General features: G+C 72.5%; 15 protein-coding genes. 3 read left to right on the forward strand and 12 right to left on the reverse strand.

All coding sequences use genetic code 11. The features are described from left to right. Window positions 1-107: 107 nt before the first annotated feature. Both ACIOMQ_RS22535 and ACIOMQ_RS22540 read right to left on the reverse strand, forming a co-directional pair. On the reverse strand, window positions 108-716 hold the full coding sequence (locus ACIOMQ_RS22535) for a GPP34 family phosphoprotein (RefSeq protein ID WP_401940098.1): 609 nt from the start codon (window positions 714-716) through the stop codon (window positions 108-110). 571 nt (window positions 717-1287) lie between these two features. Further along, entirely contained in the window at window positions 1288-2430 is a 1143-nt protein-coding gene (locus ACIOMQ_RS22540; RefSeq protein ID WP_362206566.1) for an alpha/beta hydrolase-fold protein, read from the reverse strand. A gap of 467 nt (window positions 2431-2897) precedes the next feature. On the opposite strand from ACIOMQ_RS22540, the gene ACIOMQ_RS22545 reads away from it, so the two are divergent. Then, window positions 2898-3533, forward strand: coding sequence for an MFS transporter (locus tag ACIOMQ_RS22545; protein WP_402190014.1), 636 nt, complete (start codon window positions 2898-2900; stop codon window positions 3531-3533). A gap of 358 nt (window positions 3534-3891) precedes the next feature. After that, on the forward strand, window positions 3892-4617 hold the full coding sequence (locus ACIOMQ_RS22550; RefSeq protein ID WP_402190016.1) for a DUF4232 domain-containing protein: 726 nt from the start codon (window positions 3892-3894) through the stop codon (window positions 4615-4617). A gap of 167 nt (window positions 4618-4784) precedes the next feature. Here ACIOMQ_RS22550 and ACIOMQ_RS22555 read toward each other — a convergent pair whose 3' ends face one another. After that, a complete protein-coding gene (locus ACIOMQ_RS22555; protein WP_362206509.1) occupies window positions 4785-6569 on the reverse strand; it encodes a GAF domain-containing protein in 1785 nt (594 codons plus the stop codon). Window positions 6570-6764: 195 nt separating this feature from the next. On the opposite strand from ACIOMQ_RS22555, the gene ACIOMQ_RS22560 reads away from it, so the two are divergent. Next, window positions 6765-7778 carry a PHB depolymerase family esterase gene (locus ACIOMQ_RS22560; RefSeq protein ID WP_362206510.1) on the forward strand — a complete coding sequence of 338 codons (1014 nt, stop codon included), beginning with the start codon at window positions 6765-6767 and terminating at the stop codon, window positions 7776-7778. A 191-nt stretch (window positions 7779-7969) separates the two neighbouring features. Here the strand turns inward: ACIOMQ_RS22560 and argH are convergent, their stop codons facing one another. The 9 genes from argH to ACIOMQ_RS22605 form a co-directional block, all read right to left on the reverse strand. Next, window positions 7970-9463 carry an argininosuccinate lyase gene (argH, locus tag ACIOMQ_RS22565; RefSeq protein ID WP_362206511.1) on the reverse strand — a complete coding sequence of 498 codons (1494 nt, stop codon included), beginning with the start codon at window positions 9461-9463 and terminating at the stop codon, window positions 7970-7972. Beyond that, window positions 9460-10737 (reverse strand): ATP-grasp domain-containing protein, encoded by a 1278-nt coding sequence (locus ACIOMQ_RS22570; protein WP_401754344.1) that lies wholly within the window; start codon window positions 10735-10737, stop codon window positions 9460-9462. The genes argH and ACIOMQ_RS22570 overlap by 4 nt, the downstream gene beginning before the upstream one ends. Further along, complete coding sequence (locus ACIOMQ_RS22575) at window positions 10734-11792, reverse strand: PLP-dependent cysteine synthase family protein (protein WP_401265350.1); 1059 nt, start codon at window positions 11790-11792, stop codon at window positions 10734-10736. Before ACIOMQ_RS22575 ends, ACIOMQ_RS22570 begins: the two co-directional genes overlap by 4 nt. A 1-nt stretch (window position 11793) precedes the next feature. Further along, window positions 11794-12708 carry a kinase gene (locus ACIOMQ_RS22580; RefSeq protein ID WP_362206514.1) on the reverse strand — a complete coding sequence of 305 codons (915 nt, stop codon included), beginning with the start codon at window positions 12706-12708 and terminating at the stop codon, window positions 11794-11796. 487 nt (window positions 12709-13195) lie between these two features. Beyond that, window positions 13196-14407: an AMP-binding protein gene (locus tag ACIOMQ_RS22585; RefSeq protein WP_402190019.1), complete on the reverse strand. Its 1212-nt coding sequence runs from the start codon at window positions 14405-14407 to the stop codon at window positions 13196-13198. A gap of 285 nt (window positions 14408-14692) precedes the next feature. Then, window positions 14693-15955: a glutamate synthase-related protein gene (locus ACIOMQ_RS22590; protein ID WP_401754336.1), complete on the reverse strand. Its 1263-nt coding sequence runs from the start codon at window positions 15953-15955 to the stop codon at window positions 14693-14695. Further along, window positions 15952-16968, reverse strand: a complete 1017-nt coding sequence (locus ACIOMQ_RS22595) for an asparagine synthetase A (protein WP_362206517.1) — start codon at window positions 16966-16968, stop codon at window positions 15952-15954. The genes ACIOMQ_RS22590 and ACIOMQ_RS22595 overlap by 4 nt, the downstream gene beginning before the upstream one ends. Further along, window positions 16965-18359 (reverse strand): methylaspartate mutase, encoded by a 1395-nt coding sequence (locus ACIOMQ_RS22600; RefSeq protein WP_401265358.1) that lies wholly within the window; start codon window positions 18357-18359, stop codon window positions 16965-16967. The genes ACIOMQ_RS22595 and ACIOMQ_RS22600 overlap by 4 nt, the downstream gene beginning before the upstream one ends. Beyond that, entirely contained in the window at window positions 18356-18823 is a 468-nt protein-coding gene (locus ACIOMQ_RS22605) for a cobalamin B12-binding domain-containing protein (RefSeq protein ID WP_362206519.1), read from the reverse strand. The genes ACIOMQ_RS22600 and ACIOMQ_RS22605 overlap by 4 nt, the downstream gene beginning before the upstream one ends. Between the last annotated feature and the right edge of the window lie 106 nt (window positions 18824-18929).

Below are 18929 nucleotides of genomic sequence, written 5' to 3' on the forward strand. Positions count from 1 at the left end.
TCCTGGCCGTTGCCGAGAGCCGGTGTGCGGCGTCCATCCTTCCGGGCGCCCGTTCACTCCTTCCGGGCGCCCGTCGCCGCCCGGTCGGCGGCACTGCCCGGCCTGCGTCATCCGCCTCGCCAGATGTTGTCGAAGGCCGCCTCGTCGATGGCTCGCCGTTGCCGCTGGAACTCCAGGTCCCTCAGCGCGTCGTCAACGGCGGCGAGCACCGTCTCCACCGCGTCGTCGGCCACGCCCGGGAAGTCGCCGGTCGGCCTGTCGCGTATCCCGACGGCCGCCGCAAGGGCGGCGAGGACGGGCTCATCGGACGCCCAGCGGTCAGCCGCCTCGCGGCGATCGGGTGAATCCGCCAACACCATCTGGCTGGTCAGGGACGGTATCCAACGGGAGTGCCGTTGCCGAGTGAGCTGCCCTTCCGCCTCAAGAGCGTCCAGATAGGCAGCGGCCAGGCCGCGGCCTCTGCGCCAGAGCCAGTCGTCGAGCGTCTCGTACGGTGCTTCTCGGACGAGCGACGCCACGGCCTCGTCCAACAGGCGATCAGCCATGGCCGGCGGGTGGCCCGGGACGATCCGATCGCCATCCAGCCTGATGGCCTCGGCACCCAGGAGATCGATCACCTCGGCTCCCGCGAGCGCCAGCGACAGATTGCCTTGCTCCACAGGACGCCTATTCGACATGTCCATGGCGGCAATCAGAAGGTCCCTCGGTGTGGTCATGAATGGCTCCGCGCTTCAAGGGCATCGGCGGCGATGCGTCACTGAACGTCTGGTCCGGCGCCCGGCGTGACGCGTGATGCCGAGCAGCAATGCGGGCTTCCACAGCGGTGGCCGCCGCGATTGCCGCACGGATCCACTGTGCGCAGCCGACGGGTGTGAAGCTCGGTCCGCCGTGCTCCGTAACCCAGCTTACGGAGCACGGGCGGCACCTGCATCCCGCGCCGACCGCCCCGCCGACGCTCACGCCCCTGTCGGCAGTCGCGCGGTGCGGATACGTGGGCACGGTACTGCCGGGCTTCCGGGAGGTCCGGCCACTGGCCCCTCTACGACACCGTGCCCCTGCCGGCGACCTGATCCAGCACCGGGGACGGCGGGCCGGGCGCGTCCCGGGGCCGGCCCACCGTCCCCGGCGCCCAGCTCTTCGGGCGCACCCCGGCGCACTCGCGGGGCCGTCGTCGAACCGGGCGGCCGGGCTGGTGCGGCACCGGTCGTGCCCGGGCTCGCCAACGGGCTCACCGCAGCCGGTCCCCGCGCCGTACCAGGGCACCCCGATCCGGTCGGGCCCCCTCGGTCAGACGCCCTCCGCGGGAGCGGCCCGGCCCGCGTGGGGAGACATTTCTGTCGTCAGCCAGCGGAAGACATACGGCACCTGGCGTTTCCACAGCCCGGTGGTGTGCGGCCCGCTCACCTCGGCCACCGCCACCCGGGTCGGGGATACCGCCGCCCGCCGCAGCGCCAGGCCGTCGCGGTAGCCGTCGTTGCGCCCGCCCGAGAGGTAGAGCGCGACGCGCGGCGGGGTGGTGGCGTGGCGCAGGATCCACAGCGGGTTGTTGACCCGCCGCAGCTCCGGGTTCCGGCCCGTGAGGGAGACCCGCTCGGCGGCCGGGTCGTTGTAGCCGGAGAGGCCCACGGCGGCCCGGTACCGGTCGGGGTGGGCGAGCGCCATCTTCACGGCGCAGTGTGCACCGGCCGAGTACCCGGCCACCGCCCAGCCCCTCGCACGGCTCTGCGCACGGAAGGTGTCGGTCACCATCTGCCGGACGTCCACGCTCAACCACGATTCGGCGTCCACGACACCCGGCACGTTCGCGCACCCGGTGTCCTGGCCCGCCAGCAGGTTGGTCCGCGGCTCCACCAGGATGAACGGGGCGATCTTCCCCCTGCGCATTCCGCCCTCCAGCTGCGACTGCACCCGCAGGCTGCTGAACCACGCCTGCGCCGATCCGGGGAAGCCGCCGAGGAGCTCGACCACGGGGAACTTCCGGTGCCGGAAGGCCGGTTGGCCGTACTGCGGCGGCAGCCATACGTACACCTCGCCGCGCACCCCGGACACCCGGCCTCGCAGCTGGGTGACGCGGACGCCCGGGCCGATCCGGGGATCGTGCACCGGGCTGAACTTCTGGACGACCTTCGGCTCGCTCGCCAGGCGCTTGCGATCTCCGAGTCCGTCGCGTCCGAGGTCCGGCGCGGCGACGATGTGGTGTCCGGTGCCGAGCAGGTCGGCCCAGCTGTCGTACAGACCGTTGGTGTTGTTGACCATCACGAAGACGCTCAGCACGGCCGCCGCCTGCGCGAGGACGACCATCACCAGGCGGGCCGCGCCGCGCAGCACGGCGGGGCCGCGTACCCGGCCCCACAGCAATAGGGGAATCAGCAGGGTGACTACGGCCAGCGCGATCGTGGCCAGGAAGAAAGGTGTCCCCGTCAGGCTCATCACGCCAGGGAGGATGCCGTACGCGCCCCGATGGTTTACCCGCTTTCCACCTTTTTACGTCGGACGCGAGAATCCGGGTAGCGCCGTGTTGACGCCAGGAACCGTCGGCCCGTACATCCTGGCCCGGTCCTCGCGGCGCGCCGGTGCGCCGCTGTCCCGTTCAAAGGAGCGGGCGGGCGGCGTCCCGACGAGGCTCCTCGTGGCGGTCGGCCCGGCCGTTTCGCAGGAGCTCCGGCAGAAATCAGCCCGCGTCGTCCCCGTGTTGATGAATGAGACCACACGCGGTTGACAGCCCGGCCGCCGCGGGGTCGGGCGCGTCACCCGGTCGGCCGCCTTCCCGGCGGGCCGGCCCCCGGCGGGACGCGCCGTCGCCGGCGGCACGGTCACTGGGTGACGGTGACGGGGAGGCCGCGGTGGATGGCGGCGAAGTCGAGCACCGGGCTGGCCGCGATGTCGGCCATGTCGTCATGCAGCATGTCGCCGACGATGAACTCCTCCATGTAGCCGGAGGACGGCTGCTGGCGAACCGTGCCCTGACCACCACGTACGTCCGCACCGTTGTCACGTACACCGCGTTCTACTGCGTCTTCTACGGGCTCCCGCAATGGCTGGAGGAGGTCAGGGGCCTGAGCACGACGCTGGTCGGTCTCGTCCTGCTTCCCATCACCGCGCTGGGAATCGTGACCACCGTCGTGGCGACGTACCTGGAGAAGCGCTGGGGTCCAAGGGTCCCCCTGCTGATCGGCACCGCCGCGATGCTGGCCGGCGGCCTGCTGCTCGTCCTTCCGACCAGCTCCTCACCCCTGTGGTTCCTGATCCTCATCTGTGCCGTACTCGGCCTGCCCGACGGCTTCAACAACATGGGCAACCAGTCCTCCATGTACACCGCGGCTCCGGCGGATCAGGCGGGCGCGGCGTCCGGCCTGTACCGCACGTGCCAGTCCCTGGGCGCGAACTACGCCATCTCGTTGCTGGCCCTCCTCACCGCCGGCCCGCCCGGTGACGGCGCCCTGCACCGCATGGGGCTGCTCGTCGCCGCGCTGAGCACGCTTCTGCTGGTGGCGGCCCTCCTGGGGCGTCGCATACCGGCGGGAGCCAAGTAACCGGGACGGCAGCGGAGTTCAACGGTGCGAGCGTGCGCAGGACGCCCCCTTCCCGCGCAGCCGGCCGGGTCTGGCGCCGCTCGCGGGGACGACGTCACCCCCCAGGACGGGCCTGACCGGATTCCTGCCCGGGGCGCAGGACCGGAAAGCGACGCGCCGGCGCGTGACCGGGGGACCGCGGACGCCGGGGGTGCGCGGGGAAGCCGTCCCGGGACACTGGCGGACGTCACCGGGACGTCGGCGGCGCGGCAGCAGGACGTGAGCGCCGGCTCGGAGAATGATGGCGGTCAGCAGGTCGAGGGCGGGTGCCGCCACAGGACCTGAGTCTCTGTCCCACCTCGTTCCTGGGGGAATCTCCATGCGTACGTTCCACAACCGCAACCGCACCACCGTCCTCGGCGCCGCCGCCACCGCCGTACTCGCTCTCGCACTCACGGCGTGCGGCGCGGAGGGTACCGGCACGAAGGAGGCCGGCCCGGCGAACGGCTCCGCACCGGTGGCTGCTTCCGTCGGGTCTTCGCGGTCCACGGCGTCGGTGACGACCGGCGACGCCGTGCAGGCGGCCACCGTGAAGACGCGCACCGCCGAGGCGGGTGGCAACAACGACACCGACAGCTACGCCTACAAGCACCCGTGCGCCATCGAGAAGCTCTCGGTGCACGTGACCGGCCGGCCGGGGGCACCCACTCAGCGCGTGATCAAGGTGCGCAACACCGGCGCGAGCGCCTGCCGCCTGAGCTACTACCCGCGGGTCAGCCTGGGCAACTCCCATGCCCCGGACCACAGCCACGACGTCCTGCCGCTGGTCCCCGGCGGGCTGGGCGGTGCACCCGCGTACCCGGTCCACGCCGGACACACCGCCTACGCCGTGATCGACCTCGACCCGAGCGGCGCGACCACCGGGACCGTGCCGGGAATCGACGAGATGAACGTGCTGGCCGACGGCGACCACATGCCCAACGCTGCCACGCTCAACTTCCCGCTCGGCTCCGGCGCGAAGGTGCTCAAGCCGAAGCTGGGCCTCTACCGGAGCACCATCGCCGATGCCGTCCGTTCCATGACGCAGGCGGACACGCAGTCCTGAGCGACTCGCCCACCGCTCCCCCGCCCCCGAGCGCCCGCCCCGCCCGCTGTCGAAGCCCTGCTTGCCGTGCGTGCGGGGCGGGGCCTTCGAAGCGCGGGGCGACATGGACGTGCAGGCGGTGAAGCCGGTTCGGGTGGTGGGCCCCTTCGCACGAGCTCGTGAGAGCCTCACCCGGCCGTTCGCCGCATGGTGAGGGCCAGGTGGACCTGCAGTGCGTGGTCGCCGCGGCGCCACCGGGGGCCCAGAAGCGCCGAGATCCGGTCGATGCGCTGGTAGAGCGTGTTGACGTGGACGTACAGGGCGGTGGCGGTACGGCTCAGGTTGCCGTCGCAGGCGAAGTAGGTGAGCGCGGTGCGCACCAGGTCGCTGCCGCGCGTCTCGTCGTGCTCCACCAGCGGGCCGATCGTGCGACGGACGAAACGGTCCAGTTCATCGCGGCCCGCGGGGCCCAGCAGGATGCCGTGGATGCCGAGGTCGTCGCGGCAGGCGCCCTCACCGGCACGGTCCAGCGCGACCAGTACGTCCAGACAGCGGGCGGCGTCGCGGTGTGCTTCGACGACGGCCGCCGCGCCGGGTGCCGCGGGCTCCGCGCCGACCGTGACGGGGTGTCCGATCCCGGCGGTCAGCAGTTCGGCGAGGGTACGGGCAGCGCCGCCCGGGTCTTCGGCGGCGGGCAGGACGACGACGGTGTTGCCTCCGTACTCGCCCGCGATGCCACCGAGCCGGGTGGCGTGGCCGCCCGCCAGTTCCGTGACGCGGCGCCGCCTGGCGTTGTTCCCGCCCCGGGCCACCAGCACCACATGGTCGCGCTCCAGGTCGAGGCCGACCAGCGCGGCTCGTCGGCGCAGCCCTTCGGGGTCGCGGTGCGGGGCGCCCAGCAGGTCTTCGAGGATCTCGCCGCGCAGCCGGTGCTCGGCCTCCGCGACCGTGCGTTCACCGAGCAGCATGAGGGCGGCGGCCTGGGCGGCCCGTTCCAGGGCGTGGATGTCGGAGGCGTCGAGTCCGCCGCGTACCAGCAGCAACGTGCCGAGGTGTTCGTCGGCGGCGGCGATCGGGGTGACACAGACGGTTCCGCGTGACGCGGAGCCGCGGCGGGCTCGGGCCTGCGCCATCTCCCGTACGAAGTCCGCGGGTTCGGGCGGCGCGTCGCCGGCCGAGGCGAGCGGCCGGTCCTGGGCGTCTAGGACGAGGACGCTGCCGCGCAGTACGTCGGCGAGTTCCGTGGCCAGCCCCGTGGGGCCGCCGCCGTCGAGTGCGACGTCGGTGAGCCGCTCGTGGACGGCGGCGGTCTTGCGGACCTCTTCGAAGAGCGTGGCGTTCTCGATGGCGAGGGCGGCGTGGTTGGCGAGCGAGATGAGCAGGTCGACCTCGTCCGGCGAGAAGGGCCGCACCCGGCGGTTGGCGGCGAACAGTACCCCGTACACCTGGTCGCCGAACTTCAGCGGCACGCCCTGGATGGCCACCAGCCCCTCCGCCCCGATGACGCCGTCCACGTACGAAGTGTGCGCGAAGCGGGCGTCGTTGGGGTAGTCGGCGGTGTGGTACGGCACGGCGGTCGCGGCGACCAGCCCGCCGAGTCCGGTGCCGGCGGCGAGCCGGCCGGTCTTGAACCCGTCCGTCGTGATGCCGTCGGTGACGCGTACGTACGTGTCTCCTTCCTCCGGGTCGGAGAGCAGCAGGTACGCGACATCGGTGCCGATGAGAGTGCGGGCACGGTTGACGATCGCCTGCAGGACGTCTTCGAGGTCGCGCAGTGATGCGAGGTCGCCGGCGGTCTCGTAGAGCGCGGCGAGCGCTGCCTCCCGGCGGCGGTGGGCCGCGAGCCTGGAACGTATCTCCAGGGCCTCGTCGACGAGTTGCGGTTCGGCGGCAACGGCGCGGAAGTCCGCCTCGTCCGCCTCCTCGCGCAACAGGCGGAGCAGAGCACCGGTGGTCGCTGGCGTCGTCGTCACCCGGCCAGTGTTACCGCACCGCTGCCGCCGCGCACACCGGGCGACGGAGAGAATCTCCACTCCTCACCCGTCGACGACGTGGCACACCTCCATTTCCCACAGGGTGGTGCGCGGCCAACCATGGCCCCGTCCGTCTCCGTACCCCCCACTTCCGACCCCGTTCCCCGAACGGACACCAGCCAAGGAGAGCGCACGATGAAACTCCGTTCCCTGCGGGCCGCCGCCGTCACCCTGGCCGCCGCCCTGGCCGCGACCCTGGGGCTCACCGCCCCCGCCCACGCGGGCGAACCGGGCCTTCCCCGGCTCAACATCACCGATACGTACGTCACCGGAATCTCTTCCGGCGGATTCATGGCCTCGCAGCTCCAGGTGGCCTATTCCGGCACCTTCAAGGGCGCGGGCATCGTCGCCGCGGGTCCGTACTACTGCGGCAAGGGCGGCATCGTCGTCGGCCTGATCGCCTGTGGTACGGGGCTGATCTCCACCGATCCGGAGGGCATCGAGCAGATCGCCCGCCGCTGGTCGGCCGAGGGACGGATCGACCCCGTGTCGAACCTGGCGGGCAAGCCCGTCTATACGTACCACGGCACCAAGGACCCGCTCGTCCGGGCATCGGTGAGCGACGAAGGCGTCCAGCTCTACCGGGACTTCGGGGCCCGGATCGCGTACCACGACACCGATCCGGCAGGGCACGGCTGGCCCACTCCGAACGCCCCGCTGAGCTGTGGCACCACCTTCTACCCGTTCCTGATCAACTGCGGCAACGACCCGCAGGGCGAGATGCTCGGCCACTGGCTGGGCCAGGTGAACGCACCGGCCGCCACGCAGTCGGGCACGGTCAGCCGGCACGACCAGAACCGGTACGTGCCCGGCGGTCTGGCCCAGTGGTACAGCATGGGCAGCAGCAGCTTCCTCTACACGCCGGACTCCTGCGCGGCGGGGGCCGCCTGCACACTGGTCGTCGCCCTGCACGGCTGCATGAGCGACAACAAGTTCGTGGGCGACCGGTTCGCCCGTGAGTCCCATCTCAACGAGTACGCCGACACCAACAACCTGGTGATCCTCTATCCGCAGACCGACATCAGCCTCCTGCGCGGCAATCCCCAGGGCTGCTGGGACTGGTGGGGCTACACGGGCAGCGACTACGCCCAGAAGTCGGGACCGCAGATGCGCGCCGTCCTGAGCGAGGTGCATGCGCTCGGCGGCTGACGGCGAAAGGGGCCGGACGGGGCGTCGGGTGCGGCAGGACGCGATCCGGCCGGGGCGGGCGGGAGGCAGCACCGCTGATGGGCCGCGGGGTGCACCGGGGCCGCACGGCCGCCCAGCGGGGCCATGGGGTCGGGCCGAACCGGCGTACCCGGTGGGCGCTGTGCACCCCATGGCTCCCCAGGGCGCCGGGGTCAGTCTGCTGCTACCCCTCCCTCCGCCAGCTTCTCGGTCGCGGCGGCCAGCAGTTCGGCCGCCCCGTCCCAACGCATCTGATGTTCCGTCATAGCGGCTTCCAGCGTGTCGAGTTCCGAACGCAGCAGATCAATCCCGGCGCCCGTGGTTCCGGGGCCTCCGCCGTGGGCGCAGGCCGCGGCCACGGCCCCGGGCGCCAGCCAGTCGTCGGCGTAACCGGCGGCGGCGCGGGCGACGCCGGGGTTGCTGCGAGCCGCGTGGGCGAGCGGATCGCCTCCGTCCAGCGCGGCGAGGACGGTCTCGCCGACCAGATGGTGGGCGGCACGGAACGGCATGCCGTCCGCGACGAGGCGTTCGGCGAGATAGGTCGCCGACGTGAAACCGTCGACGCACCGCTCGGTCATCCGGTTCCGCTCGGGCTCGGTGCCCGCGACCACGAGCCTGAGGAGGGTGACCGCGTCCGTGGTGGCACGCAGCCCCGGCCACAGTTGGCGGACCGCCTCCGTGCCGACGGCGATCGCGTTGGTGTAACCGGCCGTGGCCATCGCCGAGGCGGCTCCGACGAAGCTGCCCAGGCTTGCCGTGGCCCGGCCCTGGATGTGTTCCAGCAGGAACGGGTTGCGTTTCTGCGGCATCATCGAGCTGGATCCGACGAGGTCGTCGGCCACGTGCAGCAGCCCGTACTCCTCCGATGTCCAGGTGCTGAAGTCCTTGGCGGTACGGGCGAGTGCGATGCCCAGCACCGATGCGGCCGAGAGCAACCGCAGCACGAAGTCGCGGGAGGCGACCGCGTCGACCGAGTTGGGTGCGACGGTGGTGAAGCCGAGGAGCCGGGCCGTGCGCGAAGGGTCGATCGGCACGGACGTCCCGCCGACCGCGCCGGCGCCGAGCGGGTTGACGTCCAGCTCACGTCCGGCCTCCAGCAGGCCGCCGAGACCGCGCAGCACCGCCCCCGCCACCGCGGCCAGGTAGTGGCCGTAGCCGAGGGGCACGGCGGGCTGGCCATGGGTGTACGCGGGCATGACGACGTCCTGGTACGCCTCCGCACGGTCCAGCAGCGCACGCGCCAGCCCGGCCGTCTCGACCAGCAGCCGGCGGTAGGGGGCGCGCGCCCTCAGGCGCACGGTGGTGGCGTTGAGGTCGTTGCGGGAGCGGCCGGTGTGCAGCACCCCGCCGGTCTCCTCGCCGAGCCGCTCGGTCAGCCACCCCTCGTACGCCAGATACACCCCGCGGGGCATGGGTCGCTCGCGTACCGCGTCGAAGTCTTCCGCGCGCAGGTCCGCGATGGTCTTCAGCAGGGCCGCGGCCGTGCCGGCGGGGACGATGCCTCGTTCGGCGAGCATCACCAGGTGCGCCCGGTCGACTTCGCTGATCAGCCGCAGCTCGGAGACCAGACCATCGGCGGGGGGCCCGGAGAGGTACTGGTCGTAGACGATGGGGTGCGCCTCGTCGTGGAGGCCCGTCCGCAGCCGTCCCGTGTCCACGCCGCTCATACGGCCACCGCCCGGACGGCGGGGAGGGCGGTCCCGGGGGCGAGGACCACGGCGGACAGCAGGGCGTCACGGGCGGTTTCGGCCTCGTGTGCGCAGGAGTCCGGGGTGGCTCCGGTGGTGATCACATGGCCGAACCTGCCCCGGAAGTCCTCGGCGGGGGCGACCGGGGCGCCGGGTGGGCGGTAGAGCGCCGCATCGGCGACGCCGGGCGACCGGGCGGCCACCGCGCGCGCGGCGTCCAGCCCGGGCGCGTCGGCCAGCACCCCGCCACGCCCGGCGATCAGGAATCGGATCGCCGCCGCGTCCGCCTCGGGGCGCGCCGGTCGCCCGGGCGGCAGTCCCAGGGCCGCTCGCACCTGGTCCCCCACCAGGTCGATCCCGGTGACCCGGCGCACCAGCTCGGGGATCATGCCGCCGGCCAGCCGCGGGTTGACCTCGATCACCCGGGCGGACCGGCCGTCGAGCCGGAGCTCCACGTGGGCGGCGCCCCACCCGAGGCCGAGCGCGGCGACCGCGCGCAGCGCACTGTCCGTCAGTGCCTCCTCCTCGTCCGCGGTGAGCGCGGCCGGGACGTCATGACCGGTCTCGACGAACACCGGGGGCGCCCCGATCCGCTTGGCCACGACGGCGACCGCCCGGTCGCCGAACACCTCGACGGAGAACTCCCGGCCGGTCAGGAACGACTCGACGAGGATCCGGGACGGAACGGCGGCACCGCGCTCGTCGGTCGTGGCGGCCAGCAGCACCTCGGCGTGCTCGGCGACCTCCCGCCGCGTGGCGCACAGCCGTACACCGAGGCTTCCGGAACCCCGGACCGGCTTGACGACCACCGGAAGGCCCAGCCACTGGGCGGCGGCAACCGCTTGGGACACGTCGGCGGCCGTCGAGAACCCGGGGACGGGAACCCCCGCGCCGGCGAGGACCCGGCGCTGTGTCGGTTTGTCCCTGCAGGCCGCCACCGCCTCGGCGGACGGGCCGGGCAGCCCGGTGCGGGCGGCCAGCGCGGCGGCGGCCGCCACGAAGTACTCCGAGCTCGACAGCACACCGGCCAGTGGCACCTCGGAGGCGAGCGCGCGGACCGCACCCTCCAGCGCCTGCGGGTCGGTGGTGTCCACGACCACCGTGCGGACCGCGTCCGTGGCGACGTACGGGTAGCGGCCCGGATCCGCGGCGAACAGCACCGGATCCACGCCGTGGGCCCGGGCTCGCTGGGCGAACTGGCGCCCCGTACCCGTGGTGTTGGACTCGACCAGTACAAGTGTGGGGGTGTTCACGCTTCCGCTCCCGGCATCATCACGTCGTCGAAGTTCCGGCGCGCCCAGACCAGGCGCGCCCAGGCGGGCGGGGCCTCCAGCGGGTGGTGGACCAGGACCGGGCCCGCCGGACTGGCCGCCGGCACGATGCCCTGCTCGTCCAGCCACGTGGCGTTGTAGACGGTCGACTGGTAGCGGTAGCCCTCGTCGGGAAGCACCATGACGACCTTGCTCCGCGGGTTGCGCGCCGCCCACCAGGACGCCACCTGGAAGGACGCGCCACTGGTGGGGCCCATGAACAGGCTGTGGGCGCGGAAGAGTTCGTGGGTCGCGTGGAAGGCCTCGGCCGCTGTCACCCAGTGCACCTCGTCGTACGCCGTGTGGTGCACGTTGCCCGGGTGGATGCTGCTGCCCAGCCCGCGCAGTGTCCGCTTGCTCTCGGAGGTTCCGAAGATGACGGACCCGTGGGTGTCGACGCCCACGAGGTGCAGCGCCGGGTCGGCGGGGCGCAGGGCCGCGGCGAGTCCTCCGGTGGAACCGCCGGAGCCGACCGGGCCGACCAGGCAGTCGACCGAACCGACCGTCTCCCCGATGAGCCGGGCGACGGACTCGTAGGCCGCCGGGTTGTCGGGGTTGTCGTACTGGCCGGGGACGAAACTGCCCGGGTGCGCCCGGCGCAGCTCCTCGATCCGGGCGAGCCGGGCGCCCTGGATGCCGCCGGGAAGGCCGGTGTACTCGACGATCTCCACGGTGGCGCCCAGCATCTCCAGCCGGGTGCGCAGGTCCTGGTCGATGGCGGAGTCCCCGACGATGGTCAGCGGGTAGCCGCGCAGCCGGCACACCATGGCCAGTCCCAGACCGAAGGTGCCGGAGGAGGTCTCGATGATGCGGGTGCCGGGGGTCAGCAGACCGGCGGCCTCGGCCCGGTCGATGATGAAGCGGGCGGGCAGCAGCTTCATCAGGCTGAACGCGGCCGCGTAGAGGTTGTCGGTCACTTGGATGATGCGGGGCAGTTCGGTGGCTTCCACCACCGAGGCGTGCACCTTCGCCGCACCGGCGATCGTGGTCGTAGTCATGTCAGTCACCCGTCGTGAAGATCCACTGCTCGTGGATGCCGATACTGTGCAGAAGCCGCTGCGCGTGTGCGAGGCAGCTCTCGACCTCGGGGTCGTCCCGGTCGAAGAGGATCCCGGCGATGTCTCCGCTGTGGGCCGCCTGCACGCCCAGGGCGCCGGCCTCACGCACGATGCGCCGGATCCCGTCGAGCCGGGTGATGGGCAGGTACCGCTGGTTGATCTCGGTGCTCCTGCTGGCCACCGCACCCATGAGTGCCACGTCCTTGGTGTGGATGGCCTCGCGGAGCATCACCTGGAGGTCGGCGAAGAGCCGGGCCTCACCGCGGTCGTAGCGGGCGGGCGGGAACGCGAGTGTGTCCACGCCCCGGCTGTCGTTCTCGGGCCGGGATCCGAAGCCGAGCACCCGCACGGGCGGCAGCCGGTAGCCGAAGTCCTCGATGACCTCCCCCTCCCGCTGGGCGAAGAGCACCGCGCTCTCGTCGAACATCAGGGAGTCGGAAGCGGTCTCGGCCCTTACGGCGAGCCGGGCCACCTCCTGCGGCCCCAGCGGGCCGGCGAAGGCGTCCTTCACCGCCCGGATGGCGGCGAGGACATCGCTGGTCGACGAGCCGAAGCCGCGGCACAGCGGCACGTCGCCGCTGAGTTCGAGGCACCCGCCCACCCTGTGGCCCGGGGGTGCGACCGAGTCGACGGCCAGCTGGGCGGCTCGCCGGGCCTTGGTCTTCCAGGCGGGGGACACACGGACGTCGGTGCCGGGGGCGGGCACGAACGTGGCATGAGTCATGTGGACGGTGCAGGGAAGGGTGACAAGGCCCCGGGTGAGTCCGCCGTCGTGCGGGAACACGCCCTGGAGAATCTCGCCGTGATGTATGGGAGCGGAAGCGACGCCGACGCGCCAGTCGGATTGATCCACCATGTCCCTTGACTTCCTCTGGGGGCCGGACCGCTCGCGGAGGCCTGACCGGACGTGCGGACGCTGCTCAGGCTAGGGATCCCGCAGAGCCGGATCCGGCTGCTCCGGCGGCAGGATGCGGGCAGTTCCGCACGGCGACCGCCTGCGGGCGGCTTCGGGCCGGTGGACCGGACGGTCCCGGTCCGGCCGGTGGGCCCGGGAGCGGGCGGGGCCGCCGCCCCTGCGACGGCCCCGGCGATCGGCGGCGAAGGCCCGGCGGGGACGGGAGGGATCCCGCTCGGCGATGAAAGCCCGGCGGGGCGGGAGGGGGCCGGCTCGGCGGCCTGCCGGTGCTCCGCCCGGAGGTGTGCGGCAGGGGCGGATCTGCTGCCGGCGGCCCGGCGAGGTGGTCAGGAGCCATTGCATCGAACGGCTTTACCGGATGAGCGGTGAACAGCGGCGGGTCGCTCGCGGGGGCCTCGCCCCGGAGCGGCGTCCCGTGCCCGACCTGCTACTCCGCCCGGCCCAGATACTCCAGCGCCCCCAGGTCGTTCCAGCGCGCGAGATCGCCCGTGCGGTACATGCGGCAGCCCGGCGGGCCGTACGGGTCGGCCACGAACCGCTCGGCGGTCAGCGCGGGCCGGTTGAGATAGCCGTACGCCAGTCCCTGGCCGGCCACGTACAACTCCCCGGGTGCACCTGGCGGTACGGGCTCCAGGGCGCCGTCGAGCACATACGCACGCTTGCCGGCGACCGGGGTACCGATCGGAACCGGTCCGGCGGCCGCGTCCCGGGGGCGGACAGCCGACACCGCGGTGATCCCGGCCGACTCCACGAGACCGTATCCGCGCACCAGACGCATCGCCCGATGACCCGTCGGCAACTGGGCGCAAGGCGCCGGCGACGCCGGCTCCCCCACGGTCATCGTCTCCCTGACCCTGGCGAACACCGCCGGGTGTTCGTTCACCATGTGCCGGTACAGGCTCGCCGTCATCTGCAACGACGTGACCCCGTGGGCCTCGACCAGTTCGTCGATCTGATGGGGATCCGGGCGCTGTCCCGGCTGGAGCACACACGTGCCGCCGTGCAGCAACGGCCCGAACACCTCCAGTTCGAACGCGTCGCCCGACACCGGCGAACACTGCAGGAACACCGTCCGCGGTCCGAAGTCCGGACAGCCGGCCGCCGACAGAGCGGCAGCCCTCGCGCGGGGGGACATCATCACCCCCGTCGCTCCCTCGTCCGAGACCGGCGCGAGCACCACGCACACCGCCGGGCGGGGCCCTTCGCCCGCCTCGATCGCCGCGCCGGACATCGCGCTCACCGCAACCACCGCACGGGTCAGATCGACCACCACGGCATCCGTGCGGAGAGCGGCCAGGTGGGTCTGCGTGAGCAGCGCCACCGGCTCGACCTGCTCCAGCACGCCGTTCAGCCGCTCGGCGGGGAACTGCGGATCCAGCACCGTGTATCCGGCGCCCGACTTCAGTACGGCGAGCAGAGCCGCGACCAGGTACGGCGACCGCTCCAGATGAACCGCCACCAGATCGCCCGGCCGCACGCCCGCCTGCGCCAGATGGCGGGCCAGACGATTGGCCCACGTCTCCAACTCGGCGTAGGTGACCCGTTGTTCCTCGAACACCAACGCCGGCGCATCGGGTGTCCGGCCGGCCTGCGCGGCGAACAGTTCGTCCGGAGCGGGCCCGAAGGTCCCCCTCCTCATCCCGGCTCACCCCGCCCGCCCCTTCCCGGACGGGCTCTGCGGGGCGGGCGGCCTGCGGCCGGGGCGGACGAGGGGCCTTTCACGGCCGTGCACGGGGCGAGGGCGGGGAACACCTGATCGGCTCGGGGCTCGGGCATCTGGCACCTCTCGTGGATCGGATCTGCACGCTCCGGCAGGGCCACGGGGAGGGGCGCTGCCGCTGCCGGGGACGACCGGCCGGCGGAGCCCAGGGGCCGTGCCGTCGCCGCGGGCGGGCCGGACACCGCGCGTCACGGCGACGCCCGGTCAGGCGGTCCCGGCTCGGGCGGCCTCGGCCGGCAGCAGAAGGTCCTCCGGTGCCAGGGCGCCGACGTGGTACTTGCCGACGGCGCTGATCAGCAGGCGCAGTTCCAGAGCGAGGGCTTCCGCCGTCCGGCGCAGTCCGTGCTCCCGGTCCTCGTCGACGGCGATCAGGGCCGCGCGGCCGAGGCCGACCGCGCGGGCGCCCAGGGCGAGCGCCTTGACCGCACGGGTGCCTTCCCAGATCCGTCCGCTGGCCAGCAGGCAGTGGCCGCTCGGGCCGATCCGTCGCAGCGCCTCGCCGAGCGGCAGCCCGACCTGGCCGAGGAAGCAGGACGGGGCCCAGGCCGTGCCGCCCTCGGCACCGTCCACGGTGACCGAGTCGGCCCCGGCGGCCCAGGCGGTGGCGGCGGCTTCGGCCACGTCGCGGCCGGGGTGCAGCTTCACCCAGACCCGGGCGCGCGGGAAGTTGTTCCGCATCAGCCGGATCTGCTGGCGCAGGATCTCCTGTGTGAACGTCCCTGGGCTGCTGATCCGCAGGACCGCGTCGCTGTCCGCGCCGAACACGTCGTCGGCGGCGTACTGCTCGGCGACCCGTGCGGCCGTTTCCCTGCTCAGTACGGTCAGCCCGCCCAGGCCCGGCTTGGCTCCCTGGCCCACTTTCAGTTCGAAGGCCAGTCGCCCGGTGGCCAGCAGGGGTTCGGACACGGGGTCGCTGTAGACGAGGTTCCAGACCTCGGCGTCGGCGTCCTCGGTGGACTGCTGGACGACCACCCCGCCGTGCTCGTCGTCGGCGGCCGCCGTGTAGGCGGCGATCCGGCCGAGCAGCGGGGAGACATCGGTGTCCGCGGCCGCCCGGTAGCCGTTGACGGGGACCACGTTCTCCCCGATCACCAGGGGCACGCCGAGCCCGCCGGCCTGTCGTCCCGCCGCCTCGCCGAGGTCGTGGCTGGCGACCCGGGTGGACCCGAAGGCCGAGACGTACAGCGGCAGCCGGGAGTTGAACCCGCCTACGGAGGTGGCGAGTTCGACGTCGGTGTACAGCGGCTCACGGGCGAGTTCGATGAGCTTCTTCAGCCTTTCCGGCATGAAGACCGGTGGCACGATCCGGGTCCGTTCCAGCAGGTCGTCCGCGTGCGGAGCGACCGGGTCGGCGCCGAGGAGCCCGCTGCCGTAGCCGTCCAGGGAGGGAAAGACCGCCGCGGCGCCGTGCCGGGCGCGCTCGCGCACCCGTTCCTCGGGAAATCCCGCGGCGCTCAGCCCGCTCATGCGGACACCACGCCCGGAAGCTTCGGGTAGGCACTGGCCTCCCACACGGCGCTGCGGCCCGTGACGTACCGGGTGAAGCGTTCCAGACCGATACCGAAGCCGGCGCTGGCCGGTACTCCGCGCCGGGCCAGGTCGAGGTACCAGCCGTACTTGGCGGGGTTCTCGCCCGTCTCCCGCATCCGGGTGACCAGGGTCGCGTAGTCGTACTCGCGCTCGCTGCCGCTGGCCAGTTCGCCGTACCCCTCCGGGGCGATCAGGTCGAAGTTGCTCAGGATGCCCGGTGCCGCCGGGTCCTCGCGGTCGTAGAAACCGCGCGATCCCTTGGGGTAGTCGACGACGAAGAACGGGCGGCTCGACTTGGCGGAGAGGATCTCCTCGCCCTCCCAGTCGATCTCGGCGGCCGGGTCCTGCGGGTGGCCGAGCCCGTTCAGATCGGCCGTGGCCTCCCGGTGGCTGATGCGGCCGAAGGAACCGGCGACCACCTCGCGGAAGGCATCGGCGTCCCGGCCGAGCAGTTCGAGGTCCGCGGGCATGTCCCGGACCACGGCGGACACCACCGCGGACACCAGTTCCTCGGCGACGGCGACGGCGTCGTCGCGGCGGGCGTCGCGGATCTCGACGTCGATCTGGTGGAACTCGGCGAGGTGCCGGTGGGTCACCGCCGTCTCCAGTGGTTCCAGCCGCACGTTGGGGGCGATGTAGAAGATCTTGTCGAAGGCCAGCAACGACGCCTGTTTGTAGAGGATCGCACTCGTCATCAGCTTGTACTTGTGGCCGTAGAAGTCCACGTCCACCTGCTTGGATCCGCGGGTACCGGGGTCGGTCACCGGGCCGATCACCGGTGGCAGCAGCTCCTGGAAGCCGCGTGCGGCCAGGTGCTCCCGGGTCGCGGCCAGCATCCGGCTCTGCACCCGCAGCGTGGCCCGGGTGGCCTCCCGCCCCAGGTGCTGGTCGGGTGACGACGGGAAGGACGGGGCGGACGCCCCCGCGGTCGCGGCGGATGTCACGGTCATGGTGCTACCTCCTGGAAGTGCCGCCGGTCGGGCCGGCGGGGAACCATCGGTGCCGGTGGCCCGGGACGTTCGGGGGACGGGGATGCTCCGTCGTGCCGGCGCTGGACGAACGAGAGTGCCTCGTACAGACCGGCCGCGGTGAGCCGCGGGCCCCGCCCGGCGGTCCGGGCGAGGGGCATCGCGCCGGTCTCGGCCCAGGTCAGTCGGCCGGCGGAGTCGATGTGGCTCCGGGTGCGGCCCGCGTTGTCGGGATGCAGGCAGTACGGGACGTCCAGGAAGCCGCGCTCGAAGGCCTTCAGCAGGCCCTGGCCGAGATCGGCGTCGAGGCCGAGTACCGCGTCGACCAGGGTCCTGGCCTCCGCGTACACCTCATTGTCGGCCGGTGTCCCGCCACCGACCGGCAGTTGGGGAGAAACTGCCGGTGAGGTGCGGCGGGCCCGGTCCGCGGCGGCTGCCGCGGTGCGCAGAGCGGCCACGTTCGCCGCGACGGTGGGGATGCGGTGCGCCTCGTCGGCCGTCTTCACGATCAGCCGGGCCGCCCCGGTGCGCACCGCGAGTTCCGCGGACCGTTCGAGCAGGTCGCGGGCGCCCTCGGCGGTGCGCGGGTAGAGGCCCATGTAGGTGTAGAGGACGATGTGCCAGTCGGTGTCCGGCAGCAGTTCGGCGGCCAGCCGCCGCAGCGCGGCCACCGCCTCGGTGTCCTGCTCCTGGCTGGTCTGCTGGGCGTAGCTGAGCGAGATGCTGCGCAGCCCGGCCCGGTGGAAGAAGAGTGCTTCGAGTGCGCTGATCGCCACCAGGAGCCCGGGTGGGCAGAGCTGGCCCAGCATGCAGCCGCCGAAGGTCTCCAGGTGGGGTTCGGCACCGGTGGCCCGCAGCTCCGCGAGCCGCTCGCAGCTCTCCTGCCAGTTGCGTACGGAGTCCACCAGCGGGGTGCGTCCGTACGGCAGGCAGTACGAGACGGGGCCGCCCTCCGTGGCATCCAGGCCCAGTCGGCCGAGCGCCGCGATGATCCGCTGCGGCCGGGCCGAACCGTGCCGCACCTGGACCGGGAACCCGGCGTCGTGCACCCCGTCGAGCACCCAGCGGGAGGTGTGGGGGCTGTACGAGGTGATCGGGTATCCGTTCAGGGGGGTCCGGGCGGCGAGCGCGCGCACGACGGACGGTTCGTCGGCGACCCGGGTGTAGCTGTCGATGGTGAGGGTTCCGGCCACCGCGTCGCAGGCTCCCTTGGTGGCGAGGAGCCCGCGGCGCATCCGGGCCGGGTCGGAGAAACCCATGCGGGGCTGAACGACCAGTTGTCCGCGTGCCTGCGCCTCGGCCACGAACCGGCCGAAGGAGGCGGGGCGTCCGTGGACGGTCACCGCACCCGCCGCACCCGCCTGCCCGGTCACCGGTCCACCGCTCGGGGCTCGCGGGGCAACGCGCCGACGAATTCCTCGAAGGAGGCCAGGGCTACGCCTTCCTGGAAGACCGCGTCGAATCCGGCCGCCATCAGCTCACGCGCCTGCCGCTCCGCTCCCTCACCACCCGTCACACCGAGGTTGCCGCCGATGACGACCGGCAGCCCGGCCAGTTCCCAGCGGGCCCGCACCGCCCCGATGAGGGGCTTGGCGTCGTGGAAGCCGTGTCCGTTGACGCTGCTCACGACGAGCAGATCGGGCCGGTACTTGCAGCAGGACTCCACGACTTCGTCCTCCGCGATACAGGGGCCCAGATTGACGACCTCGTGTCCGAGGTCTTCGAGCAGCAGTTGGATGAAAACGAGATTCCAGGTGTGCGCGTCGGACGGGAGTCCGGTGACGACGACGTCCAGCGGCCCGGATCGATTGCGGGACACCATTTCTGCAGGCTTCATGGTTCGCTTCGTCCACATCATTGGAAGACCTTCGAAGAACGAGTCCTGGCTCGCTCGGGACATCCCTTCGGCCACGAGCGTAGGGACGGTGACCGGGGTTCACCGG

The sequence above is a fragment of the Streptomyces sp. NPDC087845 genome (genome assembly GCF_044742755.1).
Lineage (GTDB): Bacteria > Actinomycetota > Actinomycetes > Streptomycetales > Streptomycetaceae > Streptomyces.